The 26,779-nt window shown below is 70.9% G+C and carries 21 protein-coding genes and 1 pseudogene; 8 read left to right on the top strand and 14 right to left on the bottom strand.

Annotated features, from left to right (window positions below):
* Positions 1-508: 508 nt before the first annotated feature.
* The 4 genes from PUR26_RS30875 to ssd are packed head-to-tail and all read right to left on the bottom strand — an operon-like array spanning position 509 to position 4,345.
* Positions 509-1,234 carry a type II secretion system F family protein gene (locus tag PUR26_RS30875; protein ID WP_329877565.1) on the bottom strand — a complete coding sequence of 242 codons (726 nt, stop codon included), beginning with the start codon at positions 1,232-1,234 and terminating at the stop codon, positions 509-511.
* A gap of 26 nt (positions 1,235-1,260) precedes the next feature.
* Positions 1,261-2,124 (bottom strand): type II secretion system F family protein, encoded by an 864-nt coding sequence (locus tag PUR26_RS30870; protein ID WP_329877563.1) that lies wholly within the window; start codon positions 2,122-2,124, stop codon positions 1,261-1,263.
* A complete protein-coding gene (locus PUR26_RS30865) occupies positions 2,118-3,269 on the bottom strand; it encodes a TadA family conjugal transfer-associated ATPase (RefSeq protein ID WP_329877511.1) in 1,152 nt (383 codons plus the stop codon). Before PUR26_RS30865 ends, PUR26_RS30870 begins: the two co-directional genes overlap by 7 nt.
* Complete coding sequence (gene ssd / locus PUR26_RS30860; RefSeq protein ID WP_329877561.1) at positions 3,266-4,345, bottom strand: septum site-determining protein Ssd; 1,080 nt, start codon at positions 4,343-4,345, stop codon at positions 3,266-3,268. The genes PUR26_RS30865 and ssd overlap by 4 nt, the downstream gene beginning before the upstream one ends.
* Positions 4,346-4,919: 574 nt before the next feature.
* Here ssd and PUR26_RS30855 point away from each other — a divergent pair.
* Positions 4,920-5,753, top strand: coding sequence for an HAD family hydrolase (locus PUR26_RS30855; protein WP_329877509.1), 834 nt, complete (start codon positions 4,920-4,922; stop codon positions 5,751-5,753).
* Between the two features lie 431 nt (positions 5,754-6,184).
* Here the strand turns inward: PUR26_RS30855 and PUR26_RS30850 are convergent, their stop codons facing one another.
* Entirely contained in the window at positions 6,185-7,003 is an 819-nt protein-coding gene (locus tag PUR26_RS30850; protein WP_329877507.1) for an oxidoreductase, read from the bottom strand.
* A 102-nt stretch (positions 7,004-7,105) separates the two neighbouring features.
* On the opposite strand from PUR26_RS30850, the gene PUR26_RS30845 reads away from it, so the two are divergent.
* The gene (locus PUR26_RS30845) at positions 7,106-8,092 is read left to right on the top strand and encodes an ATP-binding protein (RefSeq protein WP_329877505.1); all 987 of its coding nucleotides are present in this window, start codon (positions 7,106-7,108) and stop codon (positions 8,090-8,092) included.
* A 250-nt stretch (positions 8,093-8,342) separates the two neighbouring features.
* Here PUR26_RS30845 and PUR26_RS30840 read toward each other — a convergent pair.
* Positions 8,343-9,620: pseudogene (locus PUR26_RS30840) on the bottom strand (hypothetical protein); the annotation flags it as partial.
* A 340-nt stretch (positions 9,621-9,960) separates the two neighbouring features.
* Between PUR26_RS30840 and PUR26_RS30835 the strand changes: the two are divergent.
* The 5 genes from PUR26_RS30835 to PUR26_RS30815 all read left to right on the top strand — a co-directional run bounded on the left by PUR26_RS30835 (position 9,961) and on the right by PUR26_RS30815 (position 18,239).
* Positions 9,961-12,459, top strand: a complete 2,499-nt coding sequence (locus PUR26_RS30835; protein WP_329877502.1) for a SulP family inorganic anion transporter — start codon at positions 9,961-9,963, stop codon at positions 12,457-12,459.
* Positions 12,460-12,948: 489 nt separating this feature from the next.
* On the top strand, positions 12,949-14,904 hold the full coding sequence (gene acs / locus PUR26_RS30830; protein WP_443077231.1) for an acetate--CoA ligase: 1,956 nt from the start codon (positions 12,949-12,951) through the stop codon (positions 14,902-14,904).
* 476 nt (positions 14,905-15,380) lie between these two features.
* Positions 15,381-16,778 (top strand): Na+/H+ antiporter NhaA, encoded by a 1,398-nt coding sequence (nhaA, locus tag PUR26_RS30825; protein WP_329877498.1) that lies wholly within the window; start codon positions 15,381-15,383, stop codon positions 16,776-16,778.
* 55 nt (positions 16,779-16,833) lie between these two features.
* Positions 16,834-17,313 carry a phage holin family protein gene (locus PUR26_RS30820; RefSeq protein ID WP_329877496.1) on the top strand — a complete coding sequence of 160 codons (480 nt, stop codon included), beginning with the start codon at positions 16,834-16,836 and terminating at the stop codon, positions 17,311-17,313.
* Positions 17,310-18,239, top strand: a complete 930-nt coding sequence (locus tag PUR26_RS30815) for an alpha/beta fold hydrolase (protein WP_329877494.1) — start codon at positions 17,310-17,312, stop codon at positions 18,237-18,239. Before PUR26_RS30820 ends, PUR26_RS30815 begins: the two co-directional genes overlap by 4 nt.
* A gap of 550 nt (positions 18,240-18,789) precedes the next feature.
* Here the strand turns inward: PUR26_RS30815 and PUR26_RS30810 are convergent.
* From PUR26_RS30810 to nth, 3 genes are all read right to left on the bottom strand, one after another.
* Positions 18,790-19,989: a MarP family serine protease gene (locus PUR26_RS30810; RefSeq protein WP_329877491.1), complete on the bottom strand. Its 1,200-nt coding sequence runs from the start codon at positions 19,987-19,989 to the stop codon at positions 18,790-18,792.
* Positions 19,990-20,002: 13 nt separating this feature from the next.
* Positions 20,003-20,677, bottom strand: a complete 675-nt coding sequence (locus tag PUR26_RS30805; protein ID WP_329877489.1) for an NUDIX hydrolase — start codon at positions 20,675-20,677, stop codon at positions 20,003-20,005.
* Between the two features lie 293 nt (positions 20,678-20,970).
* Entirely contained in the window at positions 20,971-22,050 is a 1,080-nt protein-coding gene (gene nth, locus PUR26_RS30800) for an endonuclease III (protein ID WP_329877487.1), read from the bottom strand.
* Between the two features lie 184 nt (positions 22,051-22,234).
* On the opposite strand from nth, the gene PUR26_RS30795 reads away from it, so the two are divergent.
* On the top strand, positions 22,235-22,909 hold the full coding sequence (locus PUR26_RS30795; RefSeq protein WP_014046869.1) for a Crp/Fnr family transcriptional regulator: 675 nt from the start codon (positions 22,235-22,237) through the stop codon (positions 22,907-22,909).
* Positions 22,910-22,995: 86 nt separating this feature from the next.
* Here PUR26_RS30795 and PUR26_RS30790 read toward each other — a convergent pair whose 3' ends face one another.
* The 5 genes from PUR26_RS30790 to PUR26_RS30770 form a co-directional block, all read right to left on the bottom strand.
* Entirely contained in the window at positions 22,996-23,880 is an 885-nt protein-coding gene (locus PUR26_RS30790) for a prohibitin family protein (protein WP_329877484.1), read from the bottom strand.
* 288 nt (positions 23,881-24,168) lie between these two features.
* Positions 24,169-24,999, bottom strand: a complete 831-nt coding sequence (locus tag PUR26_RS30785) for an MBL fold metallo-hydrolase (RefSeq protein WP_329877483.1) — start codon at positions 24,997-24,999, stop codon at positions 24,169-24,171.
* Complete coding sequence (locus PUR26_RS30780) at positions 24,996-25,883, bottom strand: NUDIX hydrolase (protein WP_329877481.1); 888 nt, start codon at positions 25,881-25,883, stop codon at positions 24,996-24,998. The genes PUR26_RS30785 and PUR26_RS30780 overlap by 4 nt, the downstream gene beginning before the upstream one ends.
* 251 nt (positions 25,884-26,134) lie before the next feature.
* Complete coding sequence (locus PUR26_RS30775) at positions 26,135-26,605, bottom strand: RidA family protein (RefSeq protein WP_329877479.1); 471 nt, start codon at positions 26,603-26,605, stop codon at positions 26,135-26,137.
* A complete protein-coding gene (locus PUR26_RS30770) occupies positions 26,602-26,760 on the bottom strand; it encodes a DUF4177 domain-containing protein (protein WP_003967454.1) in 159 nt (52 codons plus the stop codon). The genes PUR26_RS30775 and PUR26_RS30770 overlap by 4 nt, the downstream gene beginning before the upstream one ends.
* Positions 26,761-26,779 lie beyond the last annotated feature (19 nt).

Genomic DNA, 26,779 nt, shown 5'->3' with positions numbered 1-26,779 from the left:
AGCGCCGGCAGGGCGCGGCACAGAGCACGCAGGGCCCACGGGCCACGCGGCACGCGCAGGCGGTGTGAAGCTGCCGGGGCTCGCCGGCCGAGCGGCGCCGGCGGACTGCCCAGGGCCGCCCGGCCTCGCGGCACTCGTGAGCCTCCCGGAGCCCCCCGGCCTCGCGCGCGGTCCATCCGGCGCCGTACGCCGGTCTCGTACGCACGGTCCGCCCCCATCGTCATCCGGCCTCGCTTGCCCATGTCTCCCCCTTTGTTTCGTTGAATTTTCAGATGATTTGGCTTGTTTCAGGGCGCTTGATGGGCTTTTTCACGCCCCTTGCGCCTTCCGATGCCTTCCTGAGCCGATGCCTTCGTGAGCCGATGACTCATGCGCCGATGACTCATGCGCCTCTGGCTCCGTGCGCGGTCAAGCCCCCGCGCTGCCCGGCACCTTCATCGGGGTGCGACTCCGTGCGCACGTGCGCGGCTCGGGCACGGCCGCTGCGGCGCGCCCGGCGCGCACCCGGTCACAGCAGTGCGCTCGCCAGCCCGATGACCACGGGCGCCACTCCGACCGCGAGGAACGCGGGCAGGAAGCACAGCCCCACAGGTGCGGTGATCAGGACCTGCGCCCGCTGTGCCCGGGCCTCGGCCTCCCGGGCGCGCTCCGCCCGCATCACCGCAGCCAGACGGGTGACGGCATCGGCTGCCGGAGCCCCCGACGCGCCCGCCCGCTCCAGACACCGGGCCAGCTCCCGAGCGCCCGGGATCTCCGCGAACCTCCCCCACACATCGGCCGGGTCGCCGCCCAGTCTCAGCTCGGCGGCCGTTCGCCTCAGCCGTTCACCGACCTGGCCGCCCAGCGACTCCCCGACCGCCTCGGCCGCCTCGCTCGGCCCCGCCCCGGCCGACAGACAGGCCGCCAGCAGATCCGCCGCCAGAGGGAGCCGAGGCACCGTCCCCTCGTCCTCGGCAACCGGCCGGGGACGTCGCTGCCACCTCCACACGCCGTACGCCGCCGCGCCGGCGACCACACACCCGGCGATGTCTCCGACCAGCACCCAGCCGGCCACCGCGGCACCCACGGGCGCCACCCATCGGGCGGCCCGGACCCTGAGCCGGGGCCAGCGGGCCCCTTGTCGGCCGTCCACGGCCGACAGCGCTCCCAGACGGGCCCGCGCCCGACGCGCCCGGCGCCGGTCCACCGACGAGACCGCCGCCCAGGCCGCCCCGGAGAGGACCGCGACCACCATCCCCGCCCCGTACGCGAAGCCGCCGCTCACGCCGCCTCCCCGCGTCTCACGACGCGGCCGGCCCACCACAGGCCCACCGTCTCCAGCAGTCCGCCCACCGCCAGACAGGCCAGCCCCGCCGGAGTGTGCAGCAGCACCCGCAACGGATCGGCGCCGAGCGCCCACCCCATCACCAGCCCCACCACGGGCAGCACGGCCAGCAGTGCCACCGTGGCCCAGGCCCCGGCCAGCCGGGCACGCAGCCGTTCACTCCCGTCCCTCCGCTCCCGCAGCGTCGCCTCCAGCCGGTCGAGCCCCGCTGCCAGACCGACTCCGCCGTCCACCGCGACCCGCCAGCACGCGGCGACCCCGGTCAGTCCTTCCGCCCCCTCCCGCACGGCCGCCCGCCGCAACTCCTCGGGCACGTCGCCACCGAACCGCGCCGCCGCCAGGACCGCCGCCTCATCACTAGCCAGCGCCCCCGTCGACCGGGCGGCGAAGAACAACGCCTGAGCCGGCTGCCACCCGGCGCGCAATTCACCCGCGACCGTTCCGCACAGCGCGATCACCGCCTCCGTCCTCCGCGCCCGCTCCCTCGCGCGCTCCCGCGCCCGTAATCGCCTGCGGGCCAACGGCACTGCGCCGGCACCTGCCAGGAGCGGCAGCGGCGAGCCGCCCATAACGGCGACGACACCCGCCAGCACCAGGCACGACCACTCCCGACGCGCCCGCACCACCGGCCACCACCGCTCCCAGGACCCCCGTGGGGACAGGCTTCTGGCGTCCGGTTCCGGACCACGTCCCGCCGCCAGCGCACGGGCCCTGCGCGGGCCCTGCTCCCGGCCCGCCAGCAGCGCCGCCGCAGCACCCGCGCACAGCGCCGCCGCGAATCCCGGCCCCGCCGTCAGCACCACACACCCCCGATCAGCGATCGCAGCCGCTCCCAGCCGCGCTCCCGCCCGAACCCCTCCCCGCCCCACCGCAGCGCGGGGACCGTCACCACCAGCCCTCGCTCGTCCCGCTCCAGCACGTGCACCTCGGCGATCCGCCGCTGCCCGTCCCGGTCCCGCACGAGATGGACCACCGCGGAGAGTCCGGCCGCCAACTGGCTGTGCAGTGCCGCCCTGTCGAGACCCGCCGCCGCGCCCAGCGCCTCCAGCCGGGCCGGTACATCAGCGGCGGAATTGGCGTGCACCGTGCCGCACCCGCCCTCGTGACCGGTGTTCAGCGCGGCCAGCAGATCGACCACTTCCGCTCCTCGCACCTCCCCCACCACCAGCCGGTCGGGCCGCATTCGCAGTGCTTGCCGGACCAGGTCCCGCAAGGTCACGCGCCCGGCGCCCTCCTGGTTCGCCGGCCTCGCCTCCAGCCGCACGACATGGGGGTGTTCGGGCCGCAGCTCCGCCGAATCCTCGGCCAGCACGATCCGTTCCCGCTCGCCCACCAGGCCGAGCAACGCGGAAAGCAGCGTCGTCTTTCCCGAGCCCGTGCCCCCACTGACCAGATACGAGACCCTGGCCTCGACCAGCGCGCCCAGCACCCGCTCGCCGCCCGGCGGGACCGTCCCCGCCGCGATCAGCTCGGCCACCGTGAACGCCCGGGGCCGCACCACCCGCAGCGACAGACAGGTCGAACCGACCGAGATGGGCGGCAGGACCGCGTGCAGACGGGTCCCGTCCGGCAGCCGTGCGTCCACCCAGGGCCGGGCGTCGTCCAGGCGCCGCCCCGCGACTCCGGCGAGCCGCTGCGCCAGCCGGCGCACCGCCGCCGGATCCGCGAAGGCGACGTCCGTCAGCTCCAGCCCCCGCCCACGGTCCACCCACACCCGGTCCGGCGCGGACACCAGCACGTCCGTCACGGCCGGATCGTCGAGCAGGGGCGCCAACGGGCCCGACCCCACCAGTTCGTCCCGCAGCCGCTCGGTGGCGCCGAGGACCTCGGCGTCCCCCAGCACCCGGCCCTGCGCACGCATCGCGGCCGCCACGCCGCCGCGGGTCGGATCGGTACCGCTCTCCGCGAGCCGCTGCCGCACCGCGTCCAGCAGCCCCGCCGTCACGAGACCACCCCCTCGACGGCCAGCGCACGTCCCCAGAAGGCCGCGCAGAACCGTCCCAGCGGTCCGCGCGCGCTGTCGCCCGGCGGCACTCCCGCGTCCAGCGCCGCCGGCAGGCCCGGTTCGAGCGGCAGTTCACCCGCCAGAGGCAATCCCAGCACCCGGGCCACCCATTCCTCGTCCACCCCGGCGGCGTACGGTCCACGCACCACCGCCCTCAGGTCCCGAAGGACCGCGCCGACCGTCGACGCCACCCTTCTGGCCCCCGCGACCGCCCGCAGCTCACCTGGGACGACCAGCAGACCGAGATCCAACTGGGCCAGCGCCTCGGTAGTGGCCTCGTCGACCCGGCGCGGCAGGTCCACGACCACCACTCCGCCGCGCCTGCGCGCCGCGGCCAGCACCGACCTCATCGCTACCGGCGGGATCACCACCGCGTCGCCCCGGTCCCAGCTGAGCACCCGGAGCCCACGGAGCGAGGGCAACGACTCCTCCAGCGCCCCACCGGCGACCCTGCCCTTGGACGCCGCGAAATCCGGCCAGCGCAGCCCCTCGGCCTGCTCCCCTCCGAGCAGGACATCCAGTCCGCCGCCGAGCGGATCGCCGTCCACCAGCATCGTGCGATGACCACCGCGTGCCGCGGTGACCGCCAGCGCGCACGCCAGCGTCGAAGCCCCGGCCCCGCCGCGTCCGCCGATCACCCCCACGGTCAGTGCCCGCCGCCCCACGCCCTCCACGACGTCCGCGATCCGGTCGACGAGCCAGCGCTCCGCGTCCGGCAACCGAAGCACGCAGTCCGCGCCGATCTCCACCGCACGCCGCCACACACCGGGGTCGTCCCGGTCCCGCCCGACGAGCAGGACCCCACCGCGCCGCGCGGCACCACGGCACCGGCCCGCCGCGTCGTCCCCCACCAGGACGAGCGGTGCCTCGTCCCAGTCGGCCCCGCGTTCCGGTACCGAGTGGTGGACCTCGGGATGCGCGCCCGCCGCGGCGCACAGCCGCAGCAGATCGTCGAGCAGATCCGGATCCTCGGTGACGATCAGCGGTCCGGGACGCCGCTCCTCGACCGCCGGCATGCGGTCGGACGTGCTGGATCCAGCCAAAGTCTCCACCCCCTGCTTTCCTGTCTTCTCCGTTTGGTCTCCGCGCGTCATTCGGGAAGCGCGCGGAGGCGTCCGGACTGCCGCCGCGCAGCCGCCGGGCGGGGAGAGATCCGCGATTCCCCGTGTCCGCCGACTTCACGACCGGAATCACGGTGCAGGGGTTCGGAAAATAAAGTGGATCTTGCCAAAAAACTGTGGATAACCCACCGGTTGTGAATATCCCCCTCGCTCATACCGGTGACTTCCACAGAGCAGCCCTTCCGCTACGCTGCGTCACGAGTCATAGTGGTCGAAGGTCCACGACGGGACGGGAGGCGCGGGGGGTGGAAAGAACCGACCAGGCCGACGCGAGCGGACGAAAACGCGTCCGGACATGCGACGACCCCCGCCGGGGGGGAGAGCGGGGGTCGTCTCTCCGGCCGACTCGGGGGGGGAGGAGCCGGACCGGGTTAGCACGGTCGCGAACGATCCGTGACTTCCATGGTGTACCCGAGAGCCCTCTCAAGCAAACCCACACGCGCCAGCGTACGCCGAATGGCGGGCACCTATGCTCGGGCTCGTGGAAAACCACTCCTTGCCGCGCACAGCAGCCTTCTTTGACCTGGACAAGACGGTCATTGCGAAGTCATCGACTCTGACCTTCAGCAAGTCCTTCTACCAAGGCGGTCTGATCAACCGCCGCGCCGTCCTGCGTACCGCCTACATCCAGTTCGTCTTCCTCGCGGGCGGCGCCGACCACGATCAGATGGAGCGGATGCGCGAGTACCTCTCCGCGCTCTGCAAGGGCTGGAGCGTCCAGCAGGTCAAAGAGCTGGTCGCCGAGACCCTGCACGACCTGATCGACCCGATCATCTACGACGAGGCGGCATCCCTCATCGAGGAGCATCACGCCGCCGGCCGGGACGTCGTGATCGTCTCCACCTCCGGAGCCGAGGTGGTCGAGCCGATCGGCGAGCTGCTCGGCGCCGACCGGGTCGTGGCCACGCGCATGGTCGTCGGCGACGACGGCTGCTTCACGGGTGAGGTGGAGTACTACGCGTACGGCCCCACCAAGGCGGAGGCGATCCGGGAACTCGCCGCTTCCGAGGGCTACGACCTGGAGCGCTGTTACGCCTACAGCGACTCCTCCACCGATGTCCCGATGCTGGAATCCGTCGGCCACCCGTACGCGGTCAATCCCGACCGTGCGCTGCGCCGCGAGGCCCAGGCGCGTGAGTGGCCGGTTCTCACCTTCAACCGTCCGGTCCGGCTGAAGCAGCGGCTGCCTGTGTTCCGGATGCCGCCGCGCCCGGCGCTCGTGGCCGCCGCCGCGGTGGGCGCGGCAGCGGCGACGGCAGGACTCGTCTGGTACGCGAGCAAGCGCCGTCACGTGTCCGTCTGACCCGCAGGCTTTGCCGGTATTTGACCGAAAAGAGCAAAGAAGCGGAGTCAGGGGTTTCGCATCACTGGGTACGGGAGTACAAATGGATTAACGGCCCGCGAGACCGAGGACATCCGAGAGGATCACCTGTTGAGCAAGAAGGCCCCACGGACCGCACACGAAAGCTGAGCACCCACGCGACGTCGACCCGTCGATTACGGGCCAGCCGCACCAGGCGATGGGCAAAGCATCCCCGCCTGATGGGCATATATCGAGGACGCTTGGTAACCCGGCGGACGTGTCAGCGGCGGTACCGGCCCCCGGTACCGCCGCAACCCTGCTCAGGCCGGAATCCCGCTCAGGCCGGAACCCCGCTCAGCTCGGTCCGCCGCCCGCGTCGTGCGTCAGCAGGCCACCGGTCCGAGAAGCCCGCTTGCGCGGTCGGCCACGCCTCAGGCGGCGCCCCGCTGCAGCGCTTCGCACACCGCCGTGGACTCCCGCACACCGAGCTCCACCGAACGCCCGCAATGCGCGATCCACGCCGCCACACCCTCCGGCGTACCGGACAGGTAGCCCTCGAACGCGGCGACGTACGCCGCACGCCCCTGCTCCGCGTGACCGACCTCGGCAGGGCAGATCGCCTTCGGGTCGAGCCCGCTGCCGATCAGCACGACGCGCTCCGCCGCCCGTGCCACCAGCCCGCTGTACGAAGTGAAGGGGCGCAGCGCCAGAAGCTCGCCGTGTACCACCGCCGCCGTCACCAGAGCGGGCGCGGAGCCGCCCGCGATGATCAGTTCGGCCAGGCCGTCCAGACGCCCCGCGACCTCGGCGGCATCCGGCAGCGGAGCCTCGATCAGCGGCTCGTCGACCTTCTCGCCGTCCCGGCGCGGACGTCCCACGGAGTCCGCGTTGTCGCCGGCCGCGACCAGATGCAGCCGAGCCAGTACGCGCAGCGGGGACTGCCGCCAGATGGACAGCAACTGACCGGCCTCGGCGCCCAGCCGCAGGGAGGCACCGACCGTCCGCGCCTCCTGGTCCCCGCCGAAGTCGGTCCGCCTGCGCACCTCCTCCAGCGCCCAGTCGGCCCCGGACAGCGCCGCGGAGCCACGTGCCCCGCGCAGCGCCGCTTCCGAGGTGACCTCATTGCTACGGCGTCGCATGACACGGTGCCCGTACACCCGGTCGACAGCCTTGCGTACGGAGTCCACGGCATCGGGCACACCGGGCAGCGCCCCGAGGGCGGCCAGCGGGTCAGCGGCATTCGTACTCATAGGTAGCGAGGCTACGCGCCCGGCGCCGCCGTCCCCCCTTGGAGTGGTGTTCTTCATACACCTTGACAACAGAAGGCACTCGCAGCACTACCCTAGGTGAACATGAAGATCGCTTTCGTAGGGAAGGGCGGCAGCGGCAAGACCACGTTGTCCTCGCTCTTCATCCGCCACCTGGCCGCCAATGAAGCCCCTGTCGTCGCGGTGGACGCCGACATCAACCAGCACTTGGGGGCGGCGCTCGGTCTCGACGAGGCGCAGGCCGCCGCCCTCCCCGCGATGGGTGCCCACCTGCCGCTCATCAAGGACTACCTGCGCGGCACGAATCCACGGATCGCCTCCGCCGACACCATGATCAAAACCACGCCGCCCGGCGAGGGCTCGCGGCTGCTGCGCGTCCGTGAGGAGAATCCGGTCTACGACGCCTGTGCCCGGCCCGTCCGGCTGGACGGCGAGGAGATCAGATTGATGGCGACCGGGCCGTTCACCGAATCCGACCTCGGAGTGGCCTGCTATCACTCCAAGGTCGGGGCGGTCGAACTCTGCCTCAACCACCTGGTGGACGGGCCCGACGAGTACGTCGTCGTCGATATGACGGCCGGCTCGGACTCGTTCGCCTCCGGGATGTTCACCCGTTTCGACATGACCTTCCTGGTGGCCGAGCCGACCCGCAAGGGTGTCTCGGTGTACCGCCAGTACAAGGAGTACGCCCGTGACTTCGGCGTCGCCCTGAAGGTCGTCGGCAACAAGGTGCAGGGACAGGACGACGTGGACTTCCTGCGGGACGAGGTGGGCGACGACCTCCTGGTGACGATCGGCCACTCGGACTGGGTCCGCGCGATGGAGAAGGGCCGGCCCGGCCGGTTCGAACTGCTCGAAGTCGACAACCGCATGGCCTTGCAGGCCCTCCAGGACGCCGCTGAGGATTCGTACGTCCAGCGCGACTGGGAGCGCTACACCCGGCAGATGGTGCACTTCCATCTGAAGAACGCGGAGAGCTGGGGAAATGCGAAGACGGGAGCCGACCTGGCCGCGCAGGTCGACCCCGCCTTCGTACTGAGTGAGGAGGTCAGCGCTGTTCAGCCCGCCTGACCGTCGGTGACACCGCGTCCGGCGGGGAGTCGCCGGACGTCGCGTCATCCCCGGACATGTCCTCCCGCGCCGCGTCGGACGACGCCACCTCGGACGAGGCCACCTCGGACGATGTAGCTGCATCCGGTGCCGCGCCTCCCGGTGCCGGCCCTGAGGACGAGTCACCGGCCGAGTCGCTGGCCGAGTCACCGGCCGACGAGGAACCGGACGGCCAGGAACCGGACGGCCAGGAACGGGACTCCGCGCCATTGGCCGCGTCGGCGGCCGCGCCGGCCGCACTGCCGGCCGACGTGCCCGGTGACGCCTTGGGGGCGGCGGGCCGCGGGGCAAGGAACGACGCCCAGCCGTCCGCCGGGGCCTTGCCGACCTTCAGGGTGCGCAGCTTCTCCAGCACGGCCGGGTCCTGCGCGTCCAGCCAGTCCGCGAGCTGGCGGAAGGAGACGCAGCGCACCTCGTCCTGGACACAGACCTGCGCGATGGTCTCCTCGACGGCACGCATATAGGTGCCGCCGTTCCAGGACTCGAAGTGATTGCCGATGATCAGTGGGGCCCGGTTGCCGTTGTACGAACGATCGAACGCCTGCAGCAGGCCGTCGCGCATCTGGTTCCCCCAGTACTCGTGCTGGGAGGAGTCGCCCTTGGCCGTCCCCGACTGGTTGACCATGAAGTTGTAGTCCATGGAGAGCGTCTCGAACGCCCGGCCAGGCACCGGGACGAGCTGCAACGACAGGTCCCACAGCCCCTCGTCCTTCTTGGGCCAGATCTGGTCGTTGACCCCGCTGGTGTCGTACCGCCAGCCCAGGTCGCTCGCCGCGCGTACGAAGTTCTTCCTGCCCTCCAGGCAGGGCGTCCGGGCGCCGATCAGTTCCTTGTCGTAGTCGAAGGGCAGAGGCTGTTCGGCGGTCAGGCCGGAGTTCGTCTTCCACTTGGTGACGAAGGACTTGGCCTGTGCGATCTCGTCCTTCCAGTCCTCGACCGACCAGGTGCCGACACCGCTCTCCGGGCCGCAGAAGTGGCCGTTGAAGTGTGTGCCGATCTCGTTGCCCTCCTGCCAGGCACCACGCAGTTCACGCACCGTGGCACGGATTCCCTCGGTGTCGTTGAAGCCGATGTCCGAGCGGCCGGGCGAGTGTCCGGGCGGGTCGTAGAGCGTCGCCTTCTCCTCGGGCAGCAGGTAGACGCCACTGAGGAAGTACGTCATCGTCGCTCCGTACTTCTTGCCCACTTTGCGGAAGTGGGAGAAGAGCTTCTGGCTGTCCTCGCCGGCCCCGTCCCACGAGAAGACGACGAACTGGGGCGGGCGCTGACCTGGTTTCAGGCGCTCCGGCTTGCGCAGCCCCGGCTGGACCCCGGTGTACGCGGTGGAGCCGTCCCCGATGAGGCGCACCGCGCTCTTGGGAACAGCGGCCTTCTTGGGGCCCGGGGCACCCTTGGTGACGGCTTCGTCCAGGCCGGCGCATCCGGCCAGTCCCCCGATCAGCGCCACCGTGACCGCGCCGACAGTGATCCTCTTCGTGGCGGCCTTCATCCGCACACCCCTCTTCCCTCAGGCCTGGGCGAACGTCGCTGCGGTCGCCCCTGCGAGCGTCGTCACGAACGTCTTCGCGAACGTCTCTGCGAGCTGCGTCAACGTGACACCGCGAGGGTGATGGAGAAGGTATGACAAGCCGTATCAAATGCCTTATTCGCTAAATCGAGTGAACCAGTGCCCCTTTTGCCCTAAAAATCATGCCTCAGTCTTTACTCTGCATTACCCTTCGTTTACACAGAGTTTTACCTCCCGCTGCTGTACGCCGTGACCCACGGCCGCGCTTCGACGTCCCCCCGCACGCACCGCGACCGCGCCGCCCGGAATAGACGGGAATTCCATGACCGCCTGTGTCCCTACACGCACGAACAGCTCCGACCGCCCAGTGCGCACCTCCGACACCACCCGCTTCCAGCGGCCGCACAGCCCGCCGGACGGCCGCCGCCGCCCCTTCGCCGGCTCCGATCTGTCCGCCTCGTTCGTGGTCTTCCTCATCGCCGTGCCGCTCTCCCTCGGCATCGCCCTCGCCACCGGAGCACCACTTCAGGCGGGGCTGGTGGCCGCGGCCGTCGGCGGCATCGTCGCCGGGCGGCTCGGCGGTTCACCACTCCAGGTCAGTGGCCCCGCAGCCGGACTGACCGTCGTGACCGCCGGGTTGATCCAGACATACGGATGGCGCACCACATGCGCGATCACCGTTCTCGCCGGGTTCGCCCAGATCGGCCTCTCGGCGGTGCGTGTGGCGCGGTCGGCGCTCGCCGTCTCCCCCGCGATCGTGCATGGAATGCTGGCGGGCATCGGTGTGACCATCGCTCTCGCCCAGCTCCACATCGTCCTCGGCGGTACACCGCAAAGCTCCGTCGTCGACAATGTGATCGAACTGCCGTCCCAGTTGGCGAGGTCGCAGTGGCCGGCGCTGTCGGTGAGCGCACTCACCGTGGTGCTGCTGCTGACATGGCGACACCTCCCCGGCACCTACGGCCGGTTGGTGAGCAGGGTGCCGGCCGCGCTCGCGGCGGTGGCCGTCGCCACGGCTCTGGCCGTCACGTCCGGACTGGATGTGCCCCGCGTCGACCTGCCCTCCTGGAGCAGTCACGCCCTGCCCGCACTACCGAGCGGGACGGTCCTGGGCATCGCCGCGGCCGTCCTGACCATCACGCTCGTCACCAGCGTGCAGTCACTGCTGTCCGCCGTCGCCGTCGACAAACTGGTGGCCTCCCGCACGGAACCGAAGGTCCACGTACCGCGCTCGAATCTCGACCGCGAGCTGGCGGGACAGGGCGCCGCCAACGTGATCTCGGGCGCGCTCGGCGGACTGCCGGTGGCCGGAGTCGCCGTACGCAGCGTCGCCAACGTGTCGGCGGGCGCGGTGAGCCGGCATTCCACCATGCTGCACGGGCTGTGGGTCGTACTGGCCGCGCTGTTCCTCGTACCCGTACTGGATCTGATCCCGCTGGCCGCGCTCGCCGCGCTGGTCATGGTCGTCGGCATCCAGATGATCAGCATCACCCACATCCGCAGCGTCACCCGCCACCGTGAGGTGGTCGTGTACGCGGCAACGCTCGCCGGTGTGGTGCTCGCCGGAATCCTCGAGGGCGTGGCCCTCGGCATCCTGGTGGCGGCCGGGCTCGCCATGCACCGGCTGACCCGGACCCGGATCACCCGTGAGGAGCACGAAGGCATCCACCACATCAAAGCGCGCGGGCAGCTGACCTTCCTCGCCGTCCCCCGGCTGAGCAGGACTCTGCACCAGATTCCCCAGGGGGCTCACGCAGTCGTCGAACTGGACGGATCATTCATGGACCACGCAGCCTACGAAACCTTGCAGGACTGGCAGATCACCCACACGGCCCGGGGCGGGCAGGTCGAGGTGACCGGCCGCCCGGGCGGCCACATCCCCGAACACCCCTCCGGCTCCCACTCGTGCTGCCGGACGTGGACGCCCTGGCGCAACCATCGCTGCGGCGACCAGCAGACCGAACCGCGCCCCTCCACCGGTCAGCAATTGGCCAGCGGGCTCCGCTCGTTCCAGCGTCATACGGCTCCGCTCGTGCGTGACGAGCTGGCCCGCTTGGCCCGCGAAGGGCAGCACCCCTCCCAGCTCTTCCTGACCTGCGCCGACTCCCGCCTGGTCACCAGCATGATCACCGCCAGCGGTCCGGGGGACCTGTTCACGGTACGAAACGTGGGCAATCTGGTTCCGCTTCCAGGTGCGGAGAGCGGCGACGACTCCGTGGCGGCCGCCATCGAGTACGCGGTGGACGTCCTGTGCGTACAGTCCATCACCGTGTGCGGCCATTCGGGTTGCGGGGCGATGCAGGCACTTCTGGGCAGCGACCCCGAGGCCCCCGCGACACCCTTGCGACGGTGGCTGCGACACGGAAGGCCCAGCCTCGACCGGATGAAGAGCAAGCACCGCACATGGGCCCGGATCTCGGGACGGTTGCCCGCCGACGCGGTGGAGCAGCTCTGCCTCACCAATGTGGTTCAGCAGCTGGACCACCTGAAGGAGCACGAGTCGGTGGCGCGACGGCTGGCCGAGGGCACGCTGGAGCTGCACGGCATGTACTTCCACGTGGGTGAGGCGCAGGCGTATCTGCTCACGAGCTCGGACGACTCGGACGCGGTCTTCGAGCAGGTGCCCGCGACCGGCGGCCCAGGAAGCGGAATGCCTGCCCCCGCAGCGCCCCAGGACGCCGGGCGCGACGACTCGCCGTCGGAAGGACACGCGGAATCCGGCGCCCGGCCCAAGAGCCCCGCAGGGCCGCCGCCCCGCTCCCGAGGGAAGAGCAGGACCGGGTCGGACGCAGATCCGCATGAGGCCGGGCACCCCGTGTAGCCCACCGGGACCCGACGGCTGACGGCTGACGGCTGACTGCTGACTGCTGACTGCTGACTGCCAGGGTCGGCCATCGGCCGGTCGGCGACCGGCCCCCGACCGGCCGGCGCAATCGGCGACCGATCTCATCGCCCGGTCCGCGTCGGCCGACGACCGGCAAGACCAGCGTCCGACGACCGGAAACCGCCAACTGGCGCCGGCAACACGAGCGGCCGGTAGCGGCGGCCGACACGACAGGTGACCGGGAGGGCGCGGCTGCCCGGGCCGGTGGCCCGCGCCGGCGTGTGAACCTTCCGCCCGGGGCATCCGTGGATGTGAATGGCCCCTTCTCCCCGCCGCCCGGGGAGGAGGGGCCGCCTGACCGCCGTCCCGTTCACGCCGTCAGCCGAAGAGGTCTAAACCAATGCCCTGGAAGCCCTTGTCACCAGGGCATCGGGCTGATGAGCTATGGGCTGGGACACATCGGACGCCCTGGGAATGGGAGATGTCGTGAGCAACGAAAGCCTGGCCAACCTTCTGAAGGAGGAGCGGCGGTTCGCACCGCCCGCCGAGCTGGCCGCGCAGGCCAATGTGACGGCGGCCGCGTACGAGCAGGCCGAGGCGGACAGGCTTGGCTTCTGGGCCGAGCAGGCACGCAGGCTCAGCTGGGCCACCGAGCCGACCGAGACCCTCGACTGGTCGAACCCTCCGTTCGCCAAGTGGTTCGCCGACGGCAAGCTCAATGTGGCGTACAACTGCGTCGACCGCCACGTCGAGGCGGGTCACGGCGACCGGGTCGCCATCCACTTCGAGGGCGAGCCCGGCGACAGCCGCGCGATCACCTACGCGGAGCTCAAGGACGAGGTGTCCAAGGCGGCCAACGCCCTCACCGAGCTCGGCGTCCACAAGGGCGACCGCGTCGCCGTCTACCTGCCGATGATCCCCGAGGCCGCCATCGCGATGCTGGCCTGCGCCCGCATCGGGGCCGCGCACTCGGTGGTGTTCGGCGGCTTCTCGGCCGACGCCGTCGCCTCCCGCATCCAGGACGCCGACGCCAAGCTGGTCATCACCGCCGACGGCGGCTACCGACGCGGCAAGCCGTCCGCGCTCAAGCCCGCGATCGACGAGGCCGTCACCAAGTGCCCGCAGGTCGAGCACGTACTGGTGGTCCGCCGCACCGGCCAGGACACCGTCTTCACCGAGGGCCGGGACGTCTGGTGGGACGACATCGTCGCCCGGCAGTCCGCCGAACACACACCCGAGGCGTTCGACGCGGAGCACCCGCTCTTCATCCTCTACACGTCGGGCACCACGGGTAAGCCCAAGGGCATCCTGCACACCTCCGGCGGATACCTCACCCAGACGTCCTACACCCACCACGCCGTCTTCGACCTGAAGCCGGAGACGGACGTCTACTGGTGCACGGCCGACATCGGCTGGGTGACCGGACACTCGTACATCGTGTACGGGCCGCTGGCCAACGGCGCGACGCAGGTGATGTACGAGGGCACGCCGGACACGCCGCACCAGGGCCGGTTCTGGGAGATCGTGCAGAAGTACGGCGTCACGATCCTCTACACGGCCCCGACGGCCATCCGGACGTTCATGAAGTGGGGCGACGACATCCCCGCCAAGTTCGACCTGAGCAGCCTGCGCGTCCTCGGGTCGGTCGGCGAGCCGATCAACCCCGAGGCGTGGATCTGGTACCGGGAGCACATCGGCGCGGGCAAGACCCCGATCGTCGACACCTGGTGGCAGACGGAGACCGGCGCGATGATGATCTCGCCACTGCCCGGCGTCACCGAGACCAAGCCGGGCTCCGCACAGCGCCCGCTGCCGGGAATCTCGGCCACCGTCGTGGACGACGAGGCCAACGAGGTCCCGAACGGCGGAGGCGGCTACCTCGTGCTCACCGAACCGTGGCCCTCGATGCTGCGCACGATCTGGGGCGACGACCAGCGGTTCATCGACACCTACTGGTCCCGCTTCGAGGGCAGGTACTTCGCGGGCGACGGGGCCAAGAAGGACGACGACGGCGACATCTGGCTGCTGGGCCGCGTCGACGACGTCATGCTGGTGTCCGGCCACAACATCTCCACCACCGAAGTGGAGTCGGCGCTCGTCTCCCACCCGTCGGTCGCCGAAGCGGCGGTCGTGGGCGCGGCGGACGAGACAACCGGTCAGGCCATCGTCGCGTTCGTCATCCTGCGCGGCACGGCCAGTGAGACCGACACCCTGGTCTCCGAGCTGCGCAACCACGTGGGCGCCACCCTCGGACCGATCGCCAAGCCCAAGCGGATCCTCCCCGTCGCCGAACTGCCCAAGACACGATCCGGCAAGATCATGCGTCGGCTCCTGCGGGACGTCGCGGAGAACCGCCAGCTCGGTGACGTCACCACGCTCACCGACTCGTCCGTCATGGACCTGATCCAGACCAACCTGCCGAGCGCGAGCAGCGAGGACTGACTGTCGAAGCGGCTCTCGGACTGTCCGACGGACGGACTGCCTGACTGACTGACCGAGGGACGGACTGACCGAGGGACGGACTGACAGCCGACCGAGCCGCCCCCTCTCCCCTCTCCGGGGCGGAGGGGGCGGCTCCGGTTGAGCGGGGGCGGCTCAGCAGCGGAGGGAAGAAGGCCGCGAGGAGGCAGTGAGCAGGCCGCAGAAGTCGGCGGCCAGGCGGCAGAAAGCGAAGCGACGGGCCGACGGACGGCGGACGGCGGACGGCGGACGGCGGACGGCGGACGGCAAAGAGGACAACCGACGGCATGCCGGGTGCTCCCTTTGTTTCTATCGTGAAGATTGCCGGACATGCCTTCGCGTGCCAGGGGTAGGCTGAGAGACCTGTCAACAACACGACAGGTATCAACAGGCGCGCCGGGAAGTCTGGTCGGCATGTGTTTCTTCATGCCCGCCGACCCGACCGGAGGTCCACTCTCGTGGCCGCGCCCAAGCCCACCGCCCGCACGTTCCTCACCCGCCTGCCGCTGCCCGAGCGGACGTACGTGGCGGACGCGCTGCGCGCGGAGACCGTCGGCGGTGTCCTTCTCCTGGTCGCCGCCGTGGCGGCCCTCATCTGGGCGAACACCCCCCTGGCCGACAGTTATGCCGCCGTGGGCGACACCCACATCGGCCCGGCCGCCCTGGGCCTCGACCTCTCCGTCCAGCACTGGGCCGCCGACGGACTCCTCGCGATCTTCTTCTTCGTCGCCGGAATCGAGCTCAAGCGCGAGCTCGTGGCGGGCGAGCTGCGCGATCCCAGGGCCGCCGCCCTGCCCGTGATCGCCGCCCTCTGCGGCATGGTGGCCCCCGCCCTCGTATACGCGCTGGTCAACAGCGTCGGCGGCGGTTCGCTGGACGGATGGGCCGTCCCGACCGCCACGGACATCGCCTTCGCCCTAGCCGTACTCGCCGTGATCGGCACCTCCCTGCCGTCCGCCCTGCGCGCCTTCCTCCTCACCCTCGCCGTCGTCGACGACCTCTTCGCGATCCTGATCATCGCGATCTTCTTCACCAGCGACCTGGACTTCGCCGCACTCGGCGGCGCCTTCGCCGGACTGCTGATCTTCTGGGCGCTGCTGCGCAAGGAAGTGCGCGGCTGGTACGTGTACGTGCCGTTGGCCCTGGTCATCTGGGCTCTGATGTACAACAGCGGTGTCCACGCCACCATCGCCGGTGTCGCCATGGGCCTGATGCTGCGCTGCACCCGCCGCGACGGTGAGGAGCATTCGCCGGGCGCGCGCATCGAGCACCTGGTGCGGCCGTTGTCGGCCGGGCTGGCCGTTCCGCTGTTCGCACTGTTCTCCGCCGGCGTCTCGGTGTCCGGCGGGGTGCTCGGTGATGTCTTCACCAAGCCGGAGACCCTCGGCGTGGTACTCGGACTGGTGGTCGGCAAGACCCTCGGCATCTTCGGCGGCACCTGGCTGACGGCCCGCTTCACCCGAGCGGAACTCAACGCGGACCTGGCCTGGGCCGATCTCTTCGCCGTCGCGACACTCGCCGGGATCGGCTTCACCGTCTCCCTGCTCATCGGCGAGCTCGCCTTCACCGGTGACCCCGCCCTGACCGACGAGGTCAAGGCATCGGTGCTGGTGGGCTCGCTCATCGCCGCCGCACTCGCCGGGATCCTGCTGAAGCTCCGGGTGCGCAAGTACCAGGCGCTGCTCGCGGAGGAGGAGCGGGACGAGGATCTGAGCGGTGTACCGGACGTGTACGAAATGGATGATCCGGACTACCACCTGAGGATGGCGGAGATCTACGAGAGAAAGGCCGCAGAGCACCGGCGGCAGGCCGAAGTCATGGGGGCACCGCACAAGGACGACGGCCGTCCGGCATGATCTGAGGTCGGACCTTCGAAGAGTCGGACCGTAGAAGAGAAGAGGGAGCGAGACGATGAGCGACCCCGCCGTCAACGGTGCAGAGCGCAGTCTTGGCCAGCTGGTCGCCTCGGCGACCGCCGAGATGTCCGCGCTGGTGCACGATGAGATCGCGCTGGCCAAGGCCGAACTGCGACAGGACGTCAAGCGCGGAGCGATCGGTGGTGCGGCCATCAGTATCGCGGGCGTCTTCGCCCTTTTCTCGCTGCCGGTGCTCAGCTTCGCCGCGGCGTACGGCATCCACAACCTGGGGCTCGGGCTCGCCTGGTCCTTCCTGATCGTCGGAGCGGCCTTCCTCCTGCTGGCAGGACTCCTGTCGCTGCTCGCGGTGTCCAAGTTCAAGAAGGTCAAGCCGCCGGAGAGGTCCATCGCGTCGGCCAAGCAGACCGCCGCCGTTCTCGGCAACGCCAAGCCCCACCCGCGTGCTCCCGTCCTCACGGCGGACGTCCGCCCGGTCCAGGACACCTCCGCGGGTGTGGCACGCTCATCTGCATGACGGTCCCTGAAAGCAGCACTGGCAGTCCGGTACGGATCGATGGCCCCTGGACACATCGCGACGTGGCGGCCAATGGGGCGCGCTTCCACATCGTCGAGGCCGGCGACGGACCGCTGGTGTTGCTGCTGCACGGGTTCCCGCAATTCTGGTGGGCGTGGCGGCATCAGCTGACCGCCCTCGCCGACGCCGGGTTCCGCGCGGTGGCGATGGACCTGCGCGGCGTGGGCGGCAGCGACCGTACGCCTCGGGGTTACGACCCGGCCAATCTGGCGCTGGACATCACCGGCGTCGTACGGTCCCTGGGCGAGCCCGACGCGGCGCTGGTCGGGCACGACCTGGGCGGGTACCTCGCCTGGACGGCGGCGGTGATGCGCCCGAAGCTGGTCCGGCGCCTCGCGGTCGCGTCGATGCCGCACCCGCGCCGCTGGCGCTCGGCCATGCTCTCGGACTTCTCGCAGTCGCGGGCCGGCTCGTACGTCTGGGGGTTTCAGCGGCCCTGGCTGCCCGAGCGTCAGCTCGTGGCCGATGACGCGGCGTTGGTGGGCCGGCTGATCCGGGACTGGTCGGGGCCGGGGCTGCCGGACGAGGAAGCCATCGAGGTGTACCGGAGGGCGATGACCATTCCGTCCACGGCGCACTGCTCGATCGAGCCGTACCGGTGGATGGTGCGGTCGATGGCCCGCCCCGACGGCATCCAGTTCAACCGTCGCATGAAGCGGCCGGTACGCGTACCGACGCTGCACCTGCACGGTTCTCTGGACCCGGCGATGCGCACCCGCAGCGCCGCGGGCTCGGGCGAGTACGTGGAAGCCCCCTACCGCTGGCGGCTGTTCGACGGCCTGGGCCACTTTCCCCACGAGGAGGACCCGGTGGCGTTCTCGACCGAGCTCATCAATTGGCTCAAGGATCCCGAGCCGGATCGTTAGGCCGGTCGGTCTCCCCCGGGAACGCCCGGGAACGGTTGTCCTACGGACAGCCAAATGCCTCGCGCATAGGCCAATTGGCGGCGCCGGGGGCGGTTACCGACCTTGGGGCCCGGGCAGACGTCGGGGTATGGGCTGGACGCACGACTACGCTGACGCAGCACGCAACCGCCGCTCGGCCTCTGCGCCGATCCCCCAGAGGAGCGGCTTCCAAGGCCCGGGGCCCGACCCGCGCCTCGGCATTTCCCTCATCCTCCGCCGCCGGGCCCGCTGGGTCTCGGCCCGACTGCGGCATCCCCGCAACTAGGGTCCTCGGCCCGGATCAGGCCGGACCGGTGGACCACTGACACCTCTGGACCCTCCGGATCGCCGAGCCCCCGGACCTCTGAGTCTCTGAACCTCTCGTCGACGACGGCCCTGCCGACCCCCCGCGCGACAAGCTGCCGGCGGAACATCGGCAGGGCCCTCTGCGGGAACAGGCACGGGGACATCCACCGGCAGATGCACCGGAAGGTCCACGGGGAGATCCACGGGGCCGTCGGCCGCGAGCGGCTCAGAGCGCGCAGCCCTGGCTGTCGACCTGCTGGTTGGCGGTACGGCCGCGCGTGATGTCGTCCTGGATCTCGTCGGCCGTCAACGCGTATCCGGTGTTCGCGTCGTCCAGGGACCTCGCGAAGATGACGCCGTAGACCTTGCCGTCCGGGGTGAGGAGCGGGCCGCCGGAGTTGCCCTGCCGGACCGTCGCGTAGAGGGAGTACACATCGCGGCGTACCTCACCGCGGTGGTAGATGTCCGGGCCGTTGGCGTTGATGCGGGCGCGGACCCGGGCGGAGCGGACGTCGTACGCGCCGTTCTCCGGGAAGCCCGCGACGATCGCGCTGTCCCCGGTGCGGGCGTCCGTGCCGGTGAACTGGAGCGGTGTGGCCTCCAGATCCGGTACGTCCAGTACGGCGATGTCCCGCTGCCAGTCGTAGAGCACGACCTTGGCGTCGTACAACCGCCCCTGACCGCCTATCTGGACGGTCGGCTCGTCGACTCCCCCGACGACGTGCGCGTTGGTCATCACCCGGCGCTCGGCGAAGACGAAGCCGGTGCCCTCAAGCACCTTGCCGCAGCTCGGAGCCGTGCCGACGACCTTGACGATGGACCGCTGGGCCCGGGCCGCGACCGGACTGTCGACGAGGGCCGGGTCGGGCGCTCGTACCTCCGTGATGGGCTCGTTGGCGAAGGGGCTGAAGACCTGCGGAAAGCCGTTCTGCGCCAGTACGGAGGAGAAGTCGGCGAACCAGGTGGACGCCTGAACGGGCATCACCCGGGAGACACCGAGGAGCACCTTCGAGTTGCGGACCTCCTTGCCGAGCGTCGGCAGGGACGTACCGGCCAGGGCGGAACCGATCAGCCATGCGACCAGGAGCATGGCCACGACGTTCACCAGGGCGCCACCGGTCGCGTCCAGCGCGCGGGCGGGCGACCACGTGATGTAACGGCGCAGTCTGTTGCCCAGGTGGGTGGTGAAAGCCTGCCCCACGGAGGCACAGACGATGACGACGACGACGGCCACCACGGCAGCCGTCGTCGATACCTTGGCGTCGTCCGTCAGCGGCCCCCACACGAGCGGAAGCAGGTAGACCGCGACGAGACCGCCGCCGAGGAACCCGATCACCGACAGGATGCCGACGACGAAGCCCTGGCGGTAGCCGACGATCGCGAACCACACGGCGGCGACCAGCAACAGGATGTCCAGCACGTTCACGGAAGTCACCCTGTCATGAGCGCCAGTCGAGCGGGACCTGCTTCGACCGGTCCCATGGCCTTTCCCAGCCCGCGTAGTGCAGGATCCGGTCGATCACACCTGCCGTAAAACCCCAGACCAGGGCGGATTCGACCAGAAATGCCGGGCCCCGGTGGCCGCTCGGGTGGACGGTCGTCGCACGGTTTGCCGGGTCCGTGAGATCCGCCACGGGAACGGTGAAGACACGGGCGGTCTCCGCGAGATCCACGGCGCCGACCGGGCTCGGGGAGCGCCACCAGCCGAGCACGGGCGTCACGACGAAGCTGCTCACCGGGATGTACAGCCGGGGCAGCACGCCGAAGATCTGGACGCCCGACGGATCCAGCCCGGTCTCCTCCTCGGCCTCGCGCAGCGCGGCGCGCAGCGGGCCGGTGGTGGCCGGATCGCCGTCCTCGGGGTCGAGGGCGCCGCCGGGGAACGAGGGCTGCCCGGGATGCGAGCGGAGGCTGCTCGCGCGCTCCATGAGAAGCAGTTCGGGCCCCCGCTCGCCTTCACCGAAGAGGATGAGGACGGCGGACTGGCGCCCACCGCTCTCCGGTGGCAGGAAACGGCTGAGCTGCTCGGGTTCGATGCCTCGCGCCGCCTTGACGACCGGATCCAGCCACTCGGGCAGCCCGTCGTCACTGACCTCCACACCGAGCTGCCGCAACTCGGGACTCCCGGGCCGCTGCGGCTCCGGGCCGGCGTCGCCGGAAGCGACCCCGTCCCGACCCGCCACCTCGTCCCGACCGGAAGCGGCCCCGTCCCGACCGAAGACAGCACCCTCCCGCCCGGGAGCAGCATCCTGAGGCCCCGGGACGGCATCCTCCGGCCCCGGGACGGCGTCCTCCGGCCCGGCGGGCGCGGAGGCAGGACCGACTCCAGGGCCGTACGTGTGTTCTCTAGCGCGCGTCATAGGCACCCCCGGCTTTCACAACGCGTTCCGGCCACTGGTTCGTTCCGTCACTCGGCGCCGCCCAGTGGAGCCGCCGGCCTGCCCGGGTAGTCGGGGGGCGGGGCCAGGCGCTGGCCCGGGTAGCCGCCCATCTCGTACTTCAGCAGCTTCTTGGCCTTCTCCGGATCCGTCTCGCCCTCGCCGTACGACGGGCAGAGGTGCGCGATCGGGCACGCTCCGCAGGCGGGCTTGCGCGAGTGGCAGATGCGCCGGCCGTGGAAGACGACACGGTGCGACAGCATCGTCCACTCCGACTTGGGGAAGATGGCGCAGACGTCCGCCTCGACCTTCTCCGGGTCCTCCTGCTCCGTCCATTTCCAGCGCCGCACGAGCCGCCCGAAGTGCGTGTCGACGGTGATGCCGGGGACACCGAAGGCATTGCCCAGGACGACGTTCGCCGTCTTGCGGCCGACGCCGGGAAGGGTGACCAGATCCTCCAGACGGCCGGGAACCTCACCGCCGTAGGCGTCGCGGAGCGCGACGGACAGTCCGATCAGCGACCGCGCCTTGGCGCGGAAGAAGCCGGTCGGCCGGATCACCTCCTCCAGCTCCTCCGGGACCGCCGCCGCCATGTCCTCGGGCGTCGGGTACTTCGCGAACAGCGCCGGTGTCGTCTGATTGACCCTGAGGTCGGTCGTCTGGGCGGACAGGACGGTCGCGACGAGCAGCTCGAAGGGGTTGCGGAAGTCCAGCTCCGGGTGGGCGTACGGGTAGACCTCGGCCAGCTCCCGGTTTATCCGGCGGGCCCGGCGGACCATCGCCAGGTGCGACTCGGGCTTGGCCGGCTTGGCCTGCTTGGCGGACCTCGTCGGCTTGGCCGACCCGACCGACGTGGCCGGCTTCGCGGACCTGGCCGACCCGGCGGACTTGGCGGGTCCGGCGGACTTGGCGGGTCCGGCGCTCGTGCCCGATGCGGTGCCCTCGGCGGATGTCCCGGGCTCGTTCGTCACCTCGGACTCACCCGTGCTTTTTGTCGCTTTTGTCGCTTCATTTGAGGCGGCAGACACCTGTTCGCCCACAGCGGAATTTCGTTCCCCGGACACTCTCTCGGCCCCCTTGGCCTGCACTCTCACCGGCGAATTGGACACCCGGCCAGCCTAAGGGCCGCCGCTGACATCTGCCCCGAGCATCAACGATCACGACCCAATCGGGGCCCTGCCGTACGGACACGCGTGGCAGTGCGTCAAACTTGTTGTGATTGATCGCACTGTTTTACCGTCCGGCATCATGGGACCCAAAGTTCCCTGGGCAGGTCGACATAGGAGAGAACTCGTGGACGACGTTCTGCGGCGCGCCCCGCTCTTCGCGGCGCTCGATGACGAGCAGGCCGCGGAGCTCCGCGCCTCGATGAGTGAAGTGACGCTCGCCCGCGGCGACGCGCTCTTCCACGAGGGCGACCCGGGCGACCGGCTCTACGTGGTCACCGAGGGCAAGGTGAAGCTCCACCGCACCTCCCCCGACGGCCGCGAGAACATGCTCGCCGTCCTCGGTCCCGGCGAGCTGATCGGTGAGCTGTCCCTGTTCGACCCGGGCCCGCGCACCGCCACCGCGACCGCGCTGACCGAGGTCAAGCTCCTCGGCCTGGGCCACGGCGACCTGCAGCCCTGGCTGAACGCCCGCCCCGAGGTGGCCACCGCCCTGCTGCGCGCCGTCGCCCGGCGCCTGCGCAAGACCAACGACCAGATGTCCGACCTGGTCTTCTCCGACGTTCCGGGCCGTGTCGCCCGTGCGCTCCTCGACCTGTCCCGCCGGTTCGGCGTGCAGTCCGAGGAGGGCATCCACGTCGTGCACGACCTGACCCAGGAGGAGCTCGCCCAGCTGGTCGGCGCCTCTCGCGAGACGGTCAACAAGGCCCTCGCCGACTTCGCGGGCCGCGGCTGGCTCCGCCTTGAGGCGCGCGCCGTGATCCTGCTGGACGTGGAGCGCCTCGCCAAGCGTTCGCGCTGACACGGGCGCGCACGGCGCGCAGACGCATGAAGGGCCGCTCCGAGGCATACCGGGGCGGCCCTTCGCGTACGCGCGTCAGCCGCGCGTCACTTCTTCGTACCGTCCACGATCAGCGGGTTGCCGGTGCCGCCGCCGCACGGCACGGCGTACACCGGGTTCTTCGCCGACGCCTCCTTGAACGCCTCGATGCACTGGTTCAACAGGATCTTGTCGGTGAGCGAGCCGTCGAGGATCTTGTTGGCCCGCGCGATGCCCTCGGCCTCCACCCTGCGGCGCTCGGCCTCCGCCTTCGCCGTACGCGCGGCCTCGGTCGACCGCTCGGTGGCCTGCTGCTGCTGGATCTTGCGGTCGATCTGCCCCTGGAGCTGGTCCGACGGCTTCACGTTGCGCAGGTTGACGGTGGTCACGTCGATACCCCGGGGCGCCAGCCGCTCCTTGATCAGCGAGCCGATCTCGGTGTTGATCTTCTCGCGGGCGGAGGCGTACCCCTCCTCGCTCGTGTGGCGCGCGAAGACGTTACGGATGATCTCCCGGCTGTCCGGGAAGACCAGGCGCTGCTGGATCGCCTCTTCGCTGCCCGCGAGCCGGTAGAGCTCCACCGCCTTGGCCGGCGTGACCGCCCACTTCACGGTCACCTCCGCGTACATCACTCCGCCCTGCGACGAGCGGACCTCGACGACCTCCTTGTCGGAGAGATTGAGGTCGACGGGACGGGTGGAGAAGGTGGTGACGGTGGTGAACGGCGAGGTGAAGTTCATGCCGGACGTCATGGGCGCACCGACCTTGCCGAAGGTCACCGGTACGCCGACCTCGTACGCGCTGATCACATGCAGGCAGCTGGACACCGCGGCGAACAGTCCGGCTATCAGCGCGCCGGCCGCACCGAGCTTGAGACCCGTGCGGTCACCGGAGCGCCCGACGAAGAACAGCACCGCGGCGGCGATGAGCAGAAGAACGGCCAGGAAAAACACAGAGAATCCCCCCAGGAACAGAACCACGGATCGACCGAGGTAAACGGAGCGTAAAGCATGGACCGTCCGGGTTCCGCCCGTTTCCCCACCCCTGTGGACAACCGACGGACCCGGACGCCGCCGGGCGCTCGTACGCGGCCCCCCGCCCGTGACCCGTCCCGACGCCCCGGGCCGGGCCGGGCCCGCGTCGGAGCCATGCCGGAACCCGCCCCGGCCAGTGCCCGGAACCGGCCCCGGGCCACCGCCCGACGCCGGTCGCTCCCGGGCCACCGCCCGACGCCGGCGGGCTCAGATCAGGCCGTGCTCGCTCAGGTACTCCAGCTGCGCCCTCACCGACAGCTCGGCCGCGGGCCACAGGGACCTGTCCACGTCCGCGTAGACATGGGCCACCACCTCCGCCACCGTGGTGTGGCCGTTCTCGACGGCCGTCTCGACCTGCGCGAGCCTGCTCGCCCGGTGGGCCAGGTAGAACTCGACGGCCCCCTGCGCGTCCTCCAGCACCGGCCCGTGCCCCGGCAGCACCGTACGGACCCCGTCGTCGACCGTCAGCGAACGCAGCCGGCGCAGCGAGTCGAGGTAGTCACCGAGCCGTCCGTCGGGGTGCGCGACCATCGTCGTACCGCGCCCGAGGATCGTGTCGCCCGTCAGGATCGCCCCGTCGGCCGGGATGTGGAAGCTCAGCGAGTCGGCGGTGTGCCCGGGCGTGGGCACGACCCGCAGCTCCAGACCGCCGACCTTGACCACCTCTCCCGCGCCGAGCCCTTCGTCCCCCAGGCGCAGCGCCGGGTCGAGCGCCCGTACATGGGTCCCGGTCAGCTCCGCGAACCGCCCCGCGCCCTCGGCGTGGTCCGGGTGGCCGTGGGTCAGCAGGGTCAGCGCGACCCGCTTGCCGAGCCGCTCGGCGGTCGCCACGACATCGCGCAGGTGCCCGTCGTCGAGCGGGCCGGGGTCGACGACGACGGCGAGCTCCGAGTCCGGCTCGGACAGGATCCAGGTGTTGGTGCCGTCGAGGGTCATCGGGGAGGGGTTGGGCGCGAGGACGTTGACGGCACGGTCGGTGGCGGGCCCGGAGACCACCGCTCCACGCGGCTGGCCGGGAAGCGCGGCTGCGTCGCTCATGAGAGGGGGCCTCCGGTCGTACGGGCCTGCGGAACGTGCTTGGTGAACTCGTCGTGCCCCGGCCAGCTCAGGATGACCTCGTCGCCCTCCAGACGGGCCTGGGCCAGTACGGGAGCGAGGTCCTGGTCCGCGGCCGCGGCCACGGCGGCGGCCGCCGTGGCGTACCGCTCGATGCCGCGCAGGGTGGCGATCGTCGGGGGCATCATCAGCAGTTCGCCGCGGTCGTACCCCGCGGCCGCTTCGGCGGGGCGGATCCACACCGTGCGGTCGGCTTCGGTGGAGGCGTTACGGGTGCGCTGCCCGGTCGGCAGGCCGGCGACGAAGAACCAGGTGTCGTAGCGGCGCGGCTCGAACTCCGGGGTGATCCAGCGCGCCCAGGCCCCCAGCAGGTCGGAGCGGAGCACCAGGCCCCGCCGGTCCAGGAAGTCGGCGAACGACAGTTCACGGGCCACCAGGGCCGCGCGGTCCGCCTCCCAGTCGTCACCCGTCGTGTCACCGACCACCGTGTCCGCGGTGGGCCCGGCGAGCAGGACGCCCGCCTCCTCGTACGTCTCGCGCACCGCCGCGCAGACGATGGCCTGCGCCTCGGCCCGCCCGGCCACCCCGAGCCGGTGCGCCCAGTCCGCCAGGGGCGGGCCGGCCCAGCGGACCGGGTGCTCGTCACGCGGGTCGACACCCCCGCCGGGGTAGGCGTACGCGCCGCCCGCGAAGGCCATCGAGGTGCGTCGGCGCAGCATGTGCACCTCGGGGCCGCCACCCTCGGCGCCGTCCCGCAGCAGCAGCACGGTCGCGGCCCGCCTGGGTGTCGCGGCCGTGAGTTCACCGCCGGCGAGCGCGCGGATGCGGTCGGGCCATTCCGGTGGGTACCACTGACCATTGGACATGGCCGGATGCTATGCGCATCCGACGCGATGTTCGAGAGGCAACGTCCGGGATGCCCGTGTGCCCGGCGAGGGGTACGACGAGGGCCCTGCCCCCCACCGTTCGATCGATGGGCGACAGGGCCGCCGTACAAGCCACGCAAGGGCGCTGCGAACCGGCAGGCACCGGGGGCACCCGGACACCCGGGAATCCGGGGCCCCACGGCCACGGCCCCGGCCCCGGCCCCGGCACGGTCGCCCGCGCCGCGTCGGCCTCAGTCCTGGACGAGCTCCACCTGGATCTCCACCTCGACCGGCGCGTCCAGCGGAAGCACCGCGACGCCCACCGCGCTGCGCGCGTGCACGCCCTTGTCGCCGAGCACCTCGCCCAGCAGCTCACTGGCGCCGTTGAGGACGGCCGGCTGCCCGGTGAAGTCCGCTGCGGAGGCGACGAAGCCCACGACCTTCACGACCCGCGCGATGCGGTCCAGGTCCCCGGCGACGGACTTCACGGCCGCGAGGGCGTTCAGCGCGCAGATGCGGGCCAGGTCCTTGGCCTCCTCGGGAGTGACCTCGGCGCCCACCTTGCCGGTGACCGGAAGCTTGCCCTCCACCATCGGGAGCTGGCCCGCGGTGTAGACGTGGACGCCCGACCGGACGGCCGGCTGGTAGGCGGCCAGCGGCGGCACCACCTGGGGCAGGGTCAGGCCGAGCTCGGCGAGTGCCGATTCGACCCGCCCGGTCACGCCTTCTCCCGCTTCAGGTACGCCACGAGCTGCTCGGGGTTGTTCGGCCCGGGCACGACCTGGACGAGCTCCCAGCCGTCCTCGCCCCAGGTGTCCAGAATCTGCTTGGTCGCGTGCACGAGAAGGGGCACGGTCGCGTATTCCCACTTGGTCATGGAGCCGACTGTAGCCGCT

Origin of the sequence: Streptomyces sp. SP18CS02, from assembly GCF_036322365.1 — a bacterium.
GTDB lineage: Bacteria > Actinomycetota > Actinomycetes > Streptomycetales > Streptomycetaceae > Streptomyces.
This window is presented reverse-complemented; position numbering and strand designations above follow the sequence as displayed.

Bases quoted from the DNA above. Each gene is read 5' to 3' on its own strand.
- PUR26_RS30785 (WP_329877483.1), bottom strand. From the start codon at position 24,999: ATGAGCGACGCAGCCGCGCTTCCCGGCCAGCCGCGTGGAGCGGTGGTC.
- PUR26_RS30855 (WP_329877509.1), top strand. From the start codon at position 4,920: ATGCTCGGGCTCGTGGAAAACCACTCCTTGCCGCGCACAGCAGCCTTC.
- PUR26_RS30850 (WP_329877507.1), bottom strand. From the start codon at position 7,003: ATGAGTACGAATGCCGCTGACCCGCTGGCCGCCCTCGGGGCGCTGCCC.
- PUR26_RS30770 (WP_003967454.1), bottom strand. From the start codon at position 26,760: ATGACCAAGTGGGAATACGCGACCGTGCCCCTTCTCGTGCACGCGACC.
- PUR26_RS30820 (WP_329877496.1), top strand. From the start codon at position 16,834: ATGAGCGACCCCGCCGTCAACGGTGCAGAGCGCAGTCTTGGCCAGCTG.
- PUR26_RS30845 (WP_329877505.1), top strand. From the start codon at position 7,106: ATGAAGATCGCTTTCGTAGGGAAGGGCGGCAGCGGCAAGACCACGTTG.
- PUR26_RS30875 (WP_329877565.1), bottom strand. From the start codon at position 1,234: ATGGTGGTCGCGGTCCTCTCCGGGGCGGCCTGGGCGGCGGTCTCGTCG.
- PUR26_RS30815 (WP_329877494.1), top strand. From the start codon at position 17,310: ATGACGGTCCCTGAAAGCAGCACTGGCAGTCCGGTACGGATCGATGGC.
- ssd (WP_329877561.1), bottom strand. From the start codon at position 4,345: ATGCCGGCGGTCGAGGAGCGGCGTCCCGGACCGCTGATCGTCACCGAG.
- PUR26_RS30780 (WP_329877481.1), bottom strand. From the start codon at position 25,883: ATGTCCAATGGTCAGTGGTACCCACCGGAATGGCCCGACCGCATCCGC.
- PUR26_RS30835 (WP_329877502.1), top strand. From the start codon at position 9,961: ATGACCGCCTGTGTCCCTACACGCACGAACAGCTCCGACCGCCCAGTG.